9 protein-coding genes and 1 pseudogene are annotated in these 15,004 nt (G+C 42.4%); 7 read left to right on the forward strand and 3 right to left on the reverse strand.

Features of this window, described 5'->3' with window-relative positions; genetic code table 11:
* Nucleotides 1–42 precede the first annotated feature (42 nt).
* Nucleotides 43–2,070: a serine hydrolase gene (locus VK664_RS19180; RefSeq protein ID WP_461400313.1), complete on the forward strand. Its 2,028-nt coding sequence runs from the start codon at nucleotides 43–45 to the stop codon at nucleotides 2,068–2,070.
* 366 nt (nucleotides 2,071–2,436) lie between these two features.
* A complete protein-coding gene (locus VK664_RS19185) occupies nucleotides 2,437–3,090 on the forward strand; it encodes a DUF3471 domain-containing protein (protein WP_461400314.1) in 654 nt (217 codons plus the stop codon).
* 1,079 nt (nucleotides 3,091–4,169) lie between these two features.
* On the opposite strand, the gene VK664_RS19190 is transcribed toward VK664_RS19185, so the two are convergent.
* A complete protein-coding gene (locus tag VK664_RS19190; RefSeq protein WP_461400315.1) occupies nucleotides 4,170–4,385 on the reverse strand; it encodes a hypothetical protein in 216 nt (71 codons plus the stop codon).
* 148 nt (nucleotides 4,386–4,533) lie between these two features.
* Here VK664_RS19190 and VK664_RS19195 point away from each other — a divergent pair, with 148 nt between their 5' ends.
* Entirely contained in the window at nucleotides 4,534–6,390 is a 1,857-nt protein-coding gene (locus VK664_RS19195; protein ID WP_461400316.1) for an RICIN domain-containing protein, read from the forward strand.
* Nucleotides 6,391–6,657: 267 nt separating this feature from the next.
* Here VK664_RS19195 and VK664_RS19200 read toward each other — a convergent pair whose 3' ends face one another.
* Nucleotides 6,658–6,780, reverse strand: coding sequence for a DUF5763 domain-containing protein (locus VK664_RS19200; protein ID WP_461400320.1), 123 nt, complete (start codon nucleotides 6,778–6,780; stop codon nucleotides 6,658–6,660).
* 42 nt (nucleotides 6,781–6,822) lie between these two features.
* On the opposite strand from VK664_RS19200, the gene VK664_RS19205 reads away from it, so the two are divergent.
* Nucleotides 6,823–6,993, forward strand: a complete 171-nt coding sequence (locus VK664_RS19205; RefSeq protein ID WP_461400321.1) for a hypothetical protein — start codon at nucleotides 6,823–6,825, stop codon at nucleotides 6,991–6,993.
* 598 nt (nucleotides 6,994–7,591) lie between these two features.
* On the opposite strand, the gene VK664_RS19210 is transcribed toward VK664_RS19205, so the two are convergent.
* Nucleotides 7,592–8,773: a substrate-binding domain-containing protein gene (locus VK664_RS19210; protein WP_461400317.1), complete on the reverse strand. Its 1,182-nt coding sequence runs from the start codon at nucleotides 8,771–8,773 to the stop codon at nucleotides 7,592–7,594.
* A 203-nt stretch (nucleotides 8,774–8,976) separates the two neighbouring features.
* Between VK664_RS19210 and VK664_RS19215 the strand changes: the two genes are divergently transcribed.
* The 3 genes and pseudogenes from VK664_RS19215 to VK664_RS19225 form a co-directional block, all read left to right on the forward strand.
* A complete protein-coding gene (locus VK664_RS19215; protein ID WP_461400318.1) occupies nucleotides 8,977–12,006 on the forward strand; it encodes a SusC/RagA family TonB-linked outer membrane protein in 3,030 nt (1,009 codons plus the stop codon).
* A 31-nt stretch (nucleotides 12,007–12,037) separates the two neighbouring features.
* Complete coding sequence (locus VK664_RS19220) at nucleotides 12,038–13,528, forward strand: RagB/SusD family nutrient uptake outer membrane protein (RefSeq protein ID WP_461400319.1); 1,491 nt, start codon at nucleotides 12,038–12,040, stop codon at nucleotides 13,526–13,528.
* Between the two features lie 250 nt (nucleotides 13,529–13,778).
* Nucleotides 13,779–15,004 (forward strand): annotated as a pseudogene (locus VK664_RS19225) (glycerophosphoryl diester phosphodiesterase); the annotation flags it as partial.

Genomic DNA, 15,004 nt, shown 5'->3' on the forward strand with positions numbered 1-15,004 from the left:
CTTTTAAACGTCATTTATACTCCACCATAAATAACTGTCGCAATGAAAATCTTCAAAAATTCGGGCAGAACAGTTTGCATCCTTGTATTGAGTTTCCTGTTTTGCACACCTTCGAATGCACATAATGGTAAAATCGCTTATGCATATCCGTTAGGCGATATCAAGGTAGATGGGAATCTAAATGATTGGCCGAAAGATGCCACAAAATTCTACCTGGGAACAACAATATCAGATACAAAACCCAAAAACGATTCCGACTTCTCTGGATTTTTCCAGCTTGGTTACCGGCTGGAAAACCGCTCCCTATATGTTGCGTTTACTATTACTGATGACGATTTTATAGAAGATACTTCTGAAAATGTGCGCTTTAATACCCAGGATTGTTTCGAGCTTTGCCTTGATGCAAGACATCTACCCTTCGGCTCCGGAGTGGCGGCATTTATGTATAGCAAAAAACTCCGCAATTTAAACCTTGCTAATTTCGATCCATTTGCCAAATCCGCAAACTGGAATATCATGGAAGTAGCAGTAGAACGTAAGGGTAATAAAAGATATTATGAGTGGCGAATCAGCCTCGGCGAACAGCTGATCGTTGGAAAATCTGTCGGGCTCGACTTCCAGTTCTTCGATAAGGACGCTGATGGAAGCTTCACCATTAATTCATGGGGTAAAGGCCAATCGAAAATTCGTATTCCTGGCAGTCTTGGGGATGTGGTGCTGTTGCCCGGTAAACAAAACATGTCAACCGTTTCAGGCATTGTAAAATGGGACAGGGTAATGAAAGAAAAATTGCCCGAAACAATCAGGATTACATCTGTTCAGGACAATAGGTTTTGGCTGACTACAGAAACCGATAGCCTGGGCAATTATTCCGTATTAATGCCACCTGGTAAATACGATATCACATTCCCCAATGCCTATTTTCACAGGGACTATAAAACTTTTTCTGCCATCGGGCAAAAGCCCGTAACAGTTGTTGCGAAGGCGGGGCAAAAGCTCGCTGTTGAGCAACTTATCGTAAAAGGTGACCCGGTTCCTGACCTGCTACCAGCGAAGGGCATTTTGCATCAATTTGATTCAGCCGCTGCAAAGCAGGTTGACGAGTTTGTTGAAACATATCAAAAGTATTTTAGCATCCCCGGGGTTTCACTGGCACTAATCAAAGACGGAAAACTGGTTTACCATAAAACTTATGGCGTTAAAAATACCATGACCGGCGAGAAGGTTGATGACAACACCCTTTTTGAAGCTGCTTCGGTAACAAAGCCGGTGTTTTCTTTTGCAGTGCAGAAACTTGCAGAACGTGGTATTATTGAACTCGACAAACCATTGTATCTCTATCTTCCTTATCCCGATATTGCGCAGGACGAAAGATATAAACTGATAACGGCAAAACACGTTTTGACCCATCGTACCGGCTTTCCAAACTGGCGCTCAATGAATGCCGATGGAAAATTGAACCTGAGATTCACTCCCGGAACAAGCTATAATTATTCTGGTGAAGGTTTTGAATACCTGAAGCTGGTAGTCGAAAAGATTACGGGCAAAAAGGTAGAACAGGTACTAAAAGAAGAAGTGATTGAACCCATCGGACTTTATCATACTTTTTTTTCCAGGAATGATTCTTTAAGGCAAATGGTTGCTAACGGGCATTTTGATATGATGCCCAGTTTTGATGATCTGCCTGAATCGCCGGGCATGGCATATTCCATGCATACGGAGGCAATTATATTTACGAAATTCATGATTTACATGCTTGAACAAAAAGGGTTGAGTGCAAAAACCTATGACAGTATGTTCAGTAAACAATCGGAATATATTTACGATCCGGGAGATGAGAAACCGTCTATTCCGACTTATATGGGTATGAGTCTTGAGATCAGGGAAACTCCATTTGGAAAATCATTTGGGCATGGCGGCAATAACGGCGATTTCAAATGCCAGTTTGAAGTGTACAAGGATCTGAAATCGGGGTATGTGATATTCACCAATTCGAATACTTCCGATGCTTTGATAAGCGCGATGCGGCAATTACTGGTTGATGGGAAAGAGCAGAAGGTAAAGCAATGATAAATAGCTTGCCAGGCAATAATTAGTAGCTTACGAAGCAATGATTAATAGCTTGCGAAGCAATGATTAGCAACTTGCGAAGTAATGATTAATAGCTTGCGAAGCAATGATTAGTAGCCTGGATTAGTAGCTTGCTGCGATTCAGGCATAATTTTTAAGAATCATCTGTATTATCTCAGCGCAGCCTGTTGTATTAAATCAGCGTGGCCTGTGGCTCCGTTGCAGTGGATACTTCTCAAATTCGGATTTAAGCACCCATTTACCTGATTTGAGCAATTATTTTTTGTGTTTTTCTACGTTTTGAAAGGATGTTTGTGATCAGATCATCGTACAGAAATCTTCACTATCACCGCAAACCAGTTTGATATGAAAAAAACAATTGTTACGTTGCTTTTTGTAATGACATCGGCCTTTCTTTTAGCGCAAATAAGCAATTCAAGGTGGAAGGGCACACTCCGGGGAGACAATCCGCAGAACGTGATCTTTGATTTCAAAAAGGATACGGCCGTGGTTTATACTTTATCCGATAGTTCCATTGTTGAAACAATGACATATTCTGTTAAGGATTTGGTGCTTACCCTCCATAAAATTGACGGTATCAGCGATTGTGACAACAGTACGCCAGGCAAATACCGGATTAGAATCGTAAATGATGTTTTATATCTCACTCTTCTCGATGATGACTGTGCAGACAGGTCAAGCGCCATAGACTCGATTAAATGGGTTAAATGGAAAAATCGTCCGGAAGTGGCGGTCAGCAACGCTATTTTACAACAATATACCGGTGAATATGAATTGGATGCTGCGCATCATATCTTCATTACGTTAGAAAACGGCCGGCTTCATGCTTACGGACCCAATAACAATCTGCCAAAATCTCCAATGTACGCTCAATCAAATACCACTTTCTTTTTGAAAGTTGCCGGGGTCGAAATTGATTTTGTAAAAAACGCAAAAGGAGAGGTCGTCAAATTTATTTCACACGAAGAAAAAGACCACGAATTGAAAAAAATAAAATGATTTTTTAACATTGATCCTGGTTGTTAATTAATCAATCAATCAAAATATAAAATTAATTGATCGACTATCAATAAAAAATAAAGTAGTTGATCGAAGTTCTGAATTTTCCACAACCAGGTAATCGCAAAGCAATGAATGACTGGTAACTGAAGCTCAATTGCTTATTAAGTCCTAGCTTGATTATCGCTTCACGATGAGTATTTGCTGATTTTCCAGCCGAATAATTTTATTCTGAGAATGTTACCTCAAATGCAATCGTTACGACTAATTTAATAGAAGGAATTAAGACTGTATTGCAGTATCTGGACTTTATCGTAGCATCGGGATTGTATTGCAGTTTCGTGAACTGTATTGTAGTTTTTGGACTCTATTGTATTTCTGACAAATTTCCTTGTCAGAATCCTTCGGGTTTTTCATTGTTTTTGGTAAGGTTGATGTTTAAACCAGGTATTTATCTATCAATGTAAATACCACCAACAGCATATTTATCTGTCAATGTAAATACTTCTAACAGGGTATTTATCTATCCAATGAAAATACCACTAACAGGCTATCGAAATATAGCAATAGATGAATTAATTTCGTCCATTTCTATTTAATAAAAATCTATAAATTCTTAAGGTTCCTGGTTGAAAAGACTCATTTACGACTGGTTATTTAAGTCAACGTCGCTGGTTATTTAAACTAACACCATTTGTTGTTTAAACTATGCGGTACTTTTGTTTAAACCAAACGGCACTGGCTGTTTAAATCAACACCTTTTGATATTTAAACCAAGCGGCAATGGTTATTTGAACCAACACCGTTAGTTGCTTAAGCAAAGCGGCACTTGTTGTTTAATTAACACCATTTGTTGTGTAACCAACTTAACTGTTTGGTTTAACTAATATCATTTGTTATTTAAATAACATCACTGTCAGGGGAGAATCGTCAGGCATTGGCACATTTTTTTAAATAATCATATCTGATAACTGCTATTGATAATCTGATAACTGCTATTGATAATTTGATATCTGCTATTGACAATCTGGTCCTGCCTTTCTGAATTCAAGTATTTTTCAATGAGCATGTCCGCGATCTTAAAGCGAAATAATTCTTAACAATTTTTCCGTAATCCTGAAAAGATTTAGTGCCTGACTATCTGCATTTCGCTTGATTACCTGCACTTCGATTACCTGGTCGGGTTGAACATATTTCAATGACCGGAAACTCCAATGTCTTATGATAATATTTATGTCTTTTGAAAGTATAAAATTGAAAGTATAAAATTGAAAGTATATAATGGAATATATCATGGAGATTAACGAACGATGCCCAGGTTATAAAAATCATTTGAATATTGACCAGTATTCTTGACTGCTCTTTAGATAATATCAAATCACTGCTCTTCAGATAATATCAAAGACAACCACACAAACATTTCTTAACGATAAATCTTGCAACATGAAAAAAAACATTCTTCTGTTTACCAAAGACATCAACGCTGCCCGCGAAGAACTTGACAATCTTGGCGCGCAGATCACTCAACAATTTACCGACCAGGTTTTTGTGGCTAATCTCCCCGACGAAGTAAAGGAAACTAAGCTGAAGGCCTCATCCACGAAACAGCCAAATGATCTTGATGAAATTTCAAAAATCGCGGCAGAGGCCTGGAAAAATCTTCAAAAGAAAGCAACAGACAGATCAGCGGATTCGGAAGAGGGTATAAAATGGGATACACCAGGTTTTGAGCCTCCCAACAAGGGTCACGATGACCTCGAAAGCCAGGCACCGGAAGCCACAGATCGATCTACAGGTACTCCTACAAGCCTGCATATGAATGGTTCGATTGCCGTGGGGATAATAATAGTAGGAGGTACAGGTGCGGGCCTCGGATTTTCAAACGCGGATAATATTAAAGTGATCCAGGAAGTACAGGAAGGTCTGGGGTTTTTAGCCAACGCTGAGCCCAGAGCTAAGATTACATTTGTGTATGACATCAGGATAATCACCGTGTCTGCTGCTCCCGGTTCAACTGGTTCATACGAATCTGCCGAGGCGCCCTGGAGAAATGCTGCGCTTCAGGCAATGGGTTATCCGCCTGTAAGACAAAGTTCCATCGATTATGTCAACGATCTCAGGGCCATCAGGAATACCGCATGGGCATATGTTGGTTATTTTACAAAATATCCGCTTCATCATTTTGCATACGCGGTTACAGAAAAAACGGTTATGCATTTCGATAATGATGGATGGGGTACAGATCAGATCAATAAAGTGTTTGCACATGAAAGCTGCCATATTTTTGGTGCTGCAGATGAATATGGCTCTTGCACATGTGGCGGCAGTCACGGTCATCTTGGTGTTCCGAATAATAATTGTACAAACTGTGTTGGTGCTAAGGTTCCATGTTTGATGGACACCAATACCCTTACACTTTGCGCCTGGAGTAAAAAGCAAATTGGTTGGGATGAAAGTTTATTTCCGCAGGGAATTCTTCCGCTTGTCGAGGGTAACTTTACCATTCAGCAAAAATCCAACAACAGGTTTGTAGATGCGCATGAAATTGGTGATCATATAGTAGTAACCCGTCCCGCGCAGAATAATCCTACACAGGTCTGGCATCTAAAACCGGTTGGAACGATCTACGAGATCCAGCAAAAAAGTAACAATCGATTCCTGGATGCACATGAGTTGAATGGGCATATTGCCGTCACTCGTCCTGCCCAGCACAATGATACACAACGTTGGGTTGCGATCCCGGTTTCAGGAGTGGCTTCAACTTATACAATCCAGCAGTTGAGTAATCTTAGATTTCTTGATGCTCACGAGGAAGCGGCAAATGATTTCAAGGCAGTGACCCGACCGGTGCAAAATAATAGTTCACAGCAATGGAAATTAACGACAGATGGAAATGGTTTCAGAATTCAACAGCGGGTCAATAACAGGTTCCTGGATGCGCATGAAATTGAAGGCCAGGATTTCGCCGCAGTTACAAGGCCAAGCCAGGCAAATGATTCTCAACGCTGGGCGCTTACGGCGATCGGTGGTGTTTATACAATTCAGCAGACGAGTAATGGCAGATTCCTCGACGCGCATGACCAGGCAGCGAATGATTTCAAAGCGGTAACAAGACCGGCACAAAACGACAGTTCGCAAAAATGGATCATACTTTCGAAAGGTGGCAATACCTATTCCCTTCAACGGTTAAATACCCGGCGTTACCTGGATGCGCATGAAGTAGAAGCCCAGGATTTTACAGTAGTAACAAGACCGGAACAAAATAATGATACGCAGAGATGGATCATCAAGCAGGCATAGTCAACATTTGAGGAACCGTTATTTTATAGAAGAATTTTATAGAAGAATTTTATAGAGGAATTTTACAGGAGAACCATGATTTTCATTGTTGATGAGCGGCGATAGTTATTATTAGATAAAGGATTTTTGTCGTTGATGAGGAGTGGTTATAATATGATTCTCATCTCCTATAATAAAATGTAATCTAATCAGACGTTGTTCCAGAGATCGGGCAGACGCTGTCTCAGAGATTGAGGCAGCGTTTTGTTTTTAAGACTGGCCGGGGAATTAGTCATGTTGCCAACAGTAGCCACTGGTGCCTGCTTTCCGCGAACACCTTGATCCTTTCTGCGTGGTTGCCTGACATTGCAATGATGCTGCAGAAGAAGAGCTTTTTCGGTCGTCAAACAATTTGTTGGGAGCAGATACAGTTATATTTCGGCTATTGCTATTATGACCATAGCAAAAGTCGCAAGGATCCTTGCCTATTTCTATTGCACTTTTGATTGTTACTTCTATTATTTTGGCCCCGCACTGCTTAAGACCAGTGCAAATCTTTTTATGATAGCTATGGCTACTCTTGCCGGTACAAAGCAGAACCCTATCCTGGCCAAACGCTGTTAATGCGTACATCGAAAGGAAGCCTAAAAGAGTGGTCTGAATGAGAAGCTTATGCATAGTTTTTAAGCGCGTTGGCACAGATGGTCATTACATTTGTATCTGCTGAATATTCCAGTTTCAGACAAATGCCGACACTGGCCCGATCAAAATACAAGAAATAAGGGTAAAAGACAAGCTTCCAAATTCAACAACAGGAACAAAATAGGGTTCTCCCTTGCGGGATCAATGAACTGATTCCCGGGGATCTGCTGTTCGACTCCCCGGGGTCCACTAACTCCCCGGAATCCACTACGGGATCCACTAACTCCCCGGGATCCACTAATTGAAAAGGTATGGAATTGACTTTCTCGCACACTAAGCCGCAGGAACTCTTTTTTACTGATTTTTTAAAATGACCGCTATTTCAGTCAAACCATCCGCACTTTGACTGAGATAGCGGTCATTTTTAAAAACCGGATTTAAACATATATCGCGTGGACCTGCAGAGCTTTTCGCTTGGACTCGCAGAGCTTTTTCGCTTGGACTCGCAGAGATTTTCGCGGGGACTGACAAGGCTTTCACGGTGACTTGCAGAGCTTATGACGAGTAGCGCAATTTCATGTTACAGGTCCTGGACATTCCCATGTCTTATTGTCGATCCTCTTATAATAATATTGCCTTTTATAATCTTGGTTTTTGGTTTGAAGTTTTCGCCGCTCAGAATCTGGTCGAAAAACAATTGAGCTGCAGTTTCGCCCACCTGCAGTGTATTTGAATTGTATGTCGTAAGTCCGGGCTCAATCACTTCTCCCATGGGATCATTCCCAAAACCGGCCACGCAGATCGCGGCAGGTACAGGTATCCGCAGCTGCTTCAAATAACGCAATGTGTGGATCGCACATTTATCTGAGATAGAAAATACTGCGTCGGGTCGTTCCGGCATTGCCAGCCAGCGATCAACATGCATGATCACCGACTGATGCGTAAAATCAGTATAAGCTATCAAGTCCTCGTCAAAACGAAGCCCATGTTTTTTCAGACTTTTCTGATAACCATATAAACGTTTAACCGTGATCCCCAGGTGATGCGGACCAATGATAAGCGCAATTCTTTTGCATCCCTGAGCCACCAGATGATCAGTCATCTCTTCGGCACCTTTCACGTCTTCTGCCATCACCTTGGAAGTCTCGGTCTCCATACAAACCCGGTGAAAATGTACGATGGGAATCCCTTTATTCATATGCACCTTGATATGCTCATATGATGCAGTTTCAAGGGAATGACAAATCAATAAGCCATCGATCCAGTTACGCATAAGGGCCTGGATATTATCGACCTCCGTTTTATGCGATTCATTAGACTGGCAGATCATCACCTTATATCCATATCGATTTGCAACATGTTGAATGCCCGATAACATGATTGAAAAAAAAGTAGTCTCCAGGTTAGGTATAATCACACCAATGATATTGGTCTGCTTTTTTGCAAAGCTCTGTGCAAAAAGATTCGGCTGGTAATCCATCTTTACTGCCAGCGCCTTGATGGCTTCCTTGGTCTCAAAACTGATATCAGCATGGTTACGAAGGGCACGTGAAACAGTTGAGTTTGAAACCCCGATTGCTTTTGCTATATCTATAATAGTAGTTTGATGAACTATCTGTCTGCCTTGCGGTTTTCTACCCTCATGATGGAGGGTGAAATGATAGTTACATTCCTTGCAGTAAAACCGCTGTTTACCTCTTACAAATCCCGACCTAAGCACGGTTTCGGCTTTATCACACTTATTGCATTTTACTCTTGGCATATGGCAAAAACGAAGGTTTGTGACAAAAAAATATTAGCTATCGCAAACGTTTGTGCAAACGAAACCGATAGATAAATACAAGATACGGATTCTTCCCGGTATACGTTGGATGCAAAGAATTGATAGTTTTATCCCCGGTTCTTTCCAGGATAACAAATGATTGCAAAACCTCAAACGATTGTAAAACCTCAAACGATTGCTATATGATTAAACGAGTCTTTCTGATCGCAATTTGGGTACTTGCCCTATGCGCCCCAACTATTCTCTCCGCCCAGGTGCAGGCAACGGTTATTAAAGGCAAGGTCACAACAGCAAACGGCAGCCCCATCGAAGCTGCCAGTGTAGTCAACAAAACTACCACGAAAGGTACCGCTACCAACGCCGCCGGAGAATTCAGTATCTCGGCTTCCCCCGGTGATGAACTGGCGATAACTGCTACCGGCCACAGCCCCTTCGAAATAAAATTAAAAGATGAAACATTTATAGATGCCAGCCTGAAACCGGTAGATGGCTCGCTGGGTGAAGTAGTGGTTGTAGGTTATGGTACGCAACGCCGGAGAGAAACCACCGGCGCTATCGCATCAATAAAAGCCACCGAACTTACACAAACACCGATAGCCAACGTTGCCCAGGGTTTGCAGGCGCGGGTTTCAGGTGTGCAGATCAACCAGAACTCCGGCGCCCCGGGTGGTAACGTGAGTGTACGCATCCGCGGTACCAACTCCATCACCGGTACTTCTGAACCATTATACGTTGTAGACGGTATCCAGATTTCCAACGGTGGTGGTATAACAGATGTGAGCCCGCTTTCAACCATCAATCCAAATGATATCGAATCGGTAGAAGTGTTGAAAGATGCTTCTGCTTCCGCTATCTACGGCGCACGTGCTGCAAACGGGGTGGTGCTGATAACAACCAAACGCGGCAAAAGCGGTGCTACCAGGGTCACATTCGACAGCTATTTCGGTATGCAGAAAGTAAACAAAACACTACCTGTTTTAAACGCCGCTGATTTTGCAACGCTTGATAATGAAGTCTTCCGCAATAACTTCTACCCCGATCCAAAATCATTGGGCGAAGGAGTTAACTGGCAGGACCTGATTTTCCAGGAAGCACCAATCATGAATCACCAGCTCTCTATTACAGGTGGCAACGAAAAAACCCAGCTTGCACTTTCACTAAATTATTTTGACCAGGATGGTATCATCATCAAATCAAATTTCAAACGTTATTCAATTCGTTTGAACCTCGATCACCGCCTCAGCAACAAAATCAAGATAGGAACAAGTATACTTGGATCAAATTCAATAAACTCAGGTATTCTTACAGGTTCACAAAGCCAGGGTGATGGTGCTGCAGTTACCGGTAGCGTGCTTGGTGCTGCAATAGGTGCCCCACCAACACTTCAACCTTATAAAGCCGATGGCACTTTATTTCCTTTCGGCGAACAGGCCAACGGACAATACCGCGAAGTCACCAACCCACTCGGGCTCGCAGAAATCCTGAACCGTACATCAATTTTCAGAACCCTCGCCAACCTTTATGGCGAATGGTCTATCGTAAAAGGACTTACCTATCGCGCTTCATTTAATGCAGACATACAAAGCAGCCTGAACGATCAATATTCACCACGCTATATTATCAGCAAAACAGATCTGAACGATAACTCCGGCTCCGGTGCAAAAAACAGTTCTTACGGAAATAACCTGCTGCACGAATCTATCCTCACCTATACCAGTGATTTTTCGGAAGACCACAGCCTGAAATTCACCGGTGTTTATGCTTTCCAGAAAGAACAATTCAAATTCAACAATATCTCTGCTTCCGGTTTTCCAAATGATGCAACTCAAAACGAAGCGGTACAACTTGCACTTAATCGTACCGTGAGCAGCGGCCGCAACAAGCAGGAACTGGAATCATTCATGGGTCGTATCAACTATGGTTTCAAAGGCAAATATCTTGTTGATGTTACAGCACGTTATGATGGATCCAGCAAATTCGGAGCAAATCACAAACGTGGATTTTTCCCGGCTATATCTGCAGCCTGGAGAATTATCGATGAATCATTTATGGAAAGCCTGCCCTTTATTTCAGATCTGAAATTGCGCGCCAGCTATGGTATCACTGGTAATGCCGGTGGCATCTCGCCATACCAGTCTTTAAGTACAGTGGCTTCAACCGGTAGCAACTACCAGTTCAATCATATCTATGCAACAGGTATCAATCCAACCGGTATCGCAAATCCTGACCTGAGATGGGAAAGATCACCACAGGTAAATATTGGTTTGGATCTCAGCTTCTTTAAAAACCGGTTGAATATCGTGGTTGATGCTTATAAGAAAACTACAGAAGATCTACTCTATATAAAAACACTGCCGCTGTCATCTGGTTATACCAGCATCACGGGCAACTTCGCCTCACTTGAAAACAAGGGTATTGAGTTTTCAGTCAATGCCCTGGTGCTCGACGGCGATTTGAAATGGAACGTAGCCGGCAACATGACCATCAACCGGAACAAAGTATTGGATCTTGATGGCGGTGTTACCCAGGAAAGATTCGTAACTAACTACACTATATTGAAAGTTGGTCAGCCACTTGGAATGTTCAAAACTTTCAAATTCGAAGGAATAAACCAAACCGGCCAGGCCATCTTACCAGGTTATGATGGAAGGCTGGGCGGTCATCGCGTGGCGGATATAAATGGTGATAAGGTGATTACTTCCGATGACCAGGTTATCACCGGTAATCCAAATCCTGATTTCATTTTTGGATTTACCACTTCCTTATCTTATAAAAGATTTGATTTCTCTGCCTTCATTTCAGGCTCACAAGGCAACGATATTTATAACCTGAGCCGCCTTGCTTTTGAGAACCCGCTCGGTTTACGCAATCAATTTGGTGGAATGGTGAATCGTTGGACTCCAACAAATCCGAACAATCAATATGCAAGTGCCTCTCAAGGTGGTCGATTACCATTGAGTGATGTATTTCTTGAAGACGGATCTTATGTGCGTTGCAAAAACATCACGCTTGGTTATCGTTTTCCACCAATCAAGGGAGTTAATAATATTCGCATATATGTGAGTGCTAATAACCTGTTTACGATTACAAACTATAGTGGCTTCGATCCGGAAGTGAACACCTTTGCCGGTTCAAATACACAGATCGGTATCGACAACCTGGTGTATCCACAGGCGCGTTCATTCCTCGGTGGTATCCAGGTAACGTTCTAATCCTGTTTTGTAATCTTCAAAAACAAAAACAATGAAATCATTAAAATTCCCCATACTCATCGCGGCTTCGTCTCTGGTATTTTACTCCTGTTCAAAACTCGACGAAACCATCTATTCATCAATTTATACCGAAGCATTTTATAAAACTGCCTCTGATGCAGAAAAAGGCCTGATTGCAGCTTATGGCCCATTGGGCGATATGGCGAATGGACCTTCGCTCACCGTATTGTCTGACTTCAGTAATGATCAGACTTATCCCCGCCCGGTGGTTGGAAGAAATACTTTGACTTTATTTACCTATGATGCAAACTATACCGTTCAGAAATCTAACGGACGTTTATTTGAATCTCCCCAGCAAACCTGGCAATCATGTTACGATGGCATAGAAAAATCCAACTGGATTATTGAGAAAGTGCCTGATGCAACCATGGATGAAACACGTAAAAAGCAGATCATTGGAGAAGCATATTTTTTGCGTGCATTTTATCACTGGACGCTAACAAAAAACTTTGGAGATGTGCCTGTTAAGATAAAAGCCAGCGTAACAGAAGCCGAAGCTTATGTAGCTAAAAGTCCGAAGGCAGATGTGTACAAACAGATCTATGCTGACCTGGATCTCGCCCTGGCTGCAGGTTTGGTTTCATACCCGGCAGTTGAAAGGGGCCGCCCTTCCAAAGAAGCGGTTAATGCTTTGTATGCAAAGGCTGCCTTATACAATGAAGATTGGGCAAAGGCATTGTCGAAAGCGCAGGAAGTAATCAGTTCGGGCAAATATCTTTTGATGCCTGATGTACGCGACGTATATCGTTATGATAAGGAAGATCTGGCCAGGGTAGAAAATATCTGGGCCTTTGAAGCGGAGAGCTATACTCCCGGTCGCCAACACCAGCTGATGAGTTTGATGGGTCCAGTCGGTAGCACTGCTCCTGATTATGGTAAGACGACTTTCGGATCGATGTTTGCTTATCAGACTTTCTTCGATTCTTTTAATCCTGCCGATAAACGCCGTTTGTTGCTTGATACAAACTATACAACCCGTACAGGAGCCATCATTGCACAGAAAGACATCACACCTATTACTCCAAAAGGCGTGCTGATAAAAAAATACCAGGATGCAAATTCAGTGGGTGGTGCAACCTCCACGAATATTCCCCTGCTGCGACTCGCCGATATCTACCTGATTGCTGCCGAAGCAGAAGCAAGGTTAAACGGAGGAAGCAGTGCTGCTTATGGATTTATCAATGCGGTTAGAAGCCGGGCCGGCCTTGCTAACTTAACCACAGGTTTAAGTAAAGATGCTTTCATTGACGCAGTATTACAGGAACGTTCATGGGAACTGTTTGCCGAAGGTGATCGCTGGTATGATCTTACCCGCACCAATAAATTTCTGACCGAGATTCCGAAAGCAGTCAATAATGTTTTCCCGACACGCACACCGCTTGCAAAACATAGGTATTTTCCTATACCACAGGATGAGCTTAATGCGAATGACTTACTTGAACAGAACCCGGACTGGAAATAGGTCAACAGAGTTATGAATTATGAGTTATGAGTTATGAGTTAGTGGTGAGTTATAGGTGATGAATGATGAGTTACGGATTTTGGTTTTAGATGAAGACTGAGAGATGTTTTGTAATATCGATCTTATTGCACTCGTCAGATATCACTCATCACTCGCTAATTCATCACTCACTCATCACTCACTCATCACTAACTCATCACTCATCACTCATAACTCGATTACGTTGTTTTTGAAAAAAATAAAAGTGCTGATGGCAAAAATAAATTACCTACCGGTTCTATTGATGTTTGCTTGTGCAAACTTGTTCTTTTGGACAACGCTGGATGCACAATCAAAATCTGGTTTAAGCCTGAGCAATGATCATATACGGATAGGGTGGAAGAAAACTTCAAAAGGATGGGAGATCAACCAGCTTTCGGTTCGCAAAGGACAACAATGGATTGAGGCTGCAAATCCAACCGGAGAAAATACCTTGCTGTATTCTGCGGAGATGCCGAAGAAAACACCTGATACGGCGTTTCAAACCATTACGGGTATTGATTTTCCTGAGCCATTATATAAGTATCAGATCAGGCAATGGGCCGAGAGCACCAACCCCGTTTCGTTGAACACTGCCGGAAAGGCTTATTATTTTTTCCCTTCTGAAGGAACAAAGCTGGCCAATAACAGCATTCAATTTAAGCATAGTACCGAGGTCGGTATGGTGACTACTGAGTGGAGCATTGATCCTGACTTTCCAACTGATATCATCGTTAAACAAACATTAGCAGTTAAAAGTCCTGGTTATTTTTCATTGGCTAGTCCAACCCTGGCGTCGGTCAGTGAGAACAATTTATCATGGGCTACCGTGCCTGGTTATTTCCAGGGGAATAAAATGCAGAAGAACTTTGCGCTGGCTTATGCTTATGGGCATGGAATACCAACACTGCCGGTTATATATCGGGAAAGATCTGCAAGTACATTATGTCCCATCATCACTTCAAAAAATGGCATCACTTATTCAGTGATACCAGAGCCGGGTCTGGCACGGGATCCCTGGGCGAAAGATACCAACACCCATGCTAACTGGTATCTTGGATTATCGCACAAAAACCGCAGATCGGAATTAACCCCCACTATTTATTACCCGGTGCTGGGCGAACCTCGCTCTTCGTTGAAGGCGGGTGAAGAAATCTCCTACAACTTTCGCTACAGCCTTAGTAGCGGGGATTGGTATAAAGCGCTTACACATGCTGTTTATGATGTATACAAGTTTAAGGAATCAGTCAACATGCGCGAAAACAGGCAATCCCTCACTGCACGAATTGAAAAGATGCATCATTATCTCACTGATCCCATCACTTCGATGTGGAATGTGGAAGATTATATGAATCTTAAGATAGGTGCACAGTCTTACCTGGGTGGAGTTGTGGGCTCAGATAAAGACGCAATGAAAAACTCTGATTATGGTGCTATGTGGATGCTGGCTTATGCTAC

This window comes from Flavitalea sp., assembly GCF_035489435.1.
GTDB lineage: Bacteria > Bacteroidota > Bacteroidia > Chitinophagales > Chitinophagaceae > DATHKG01.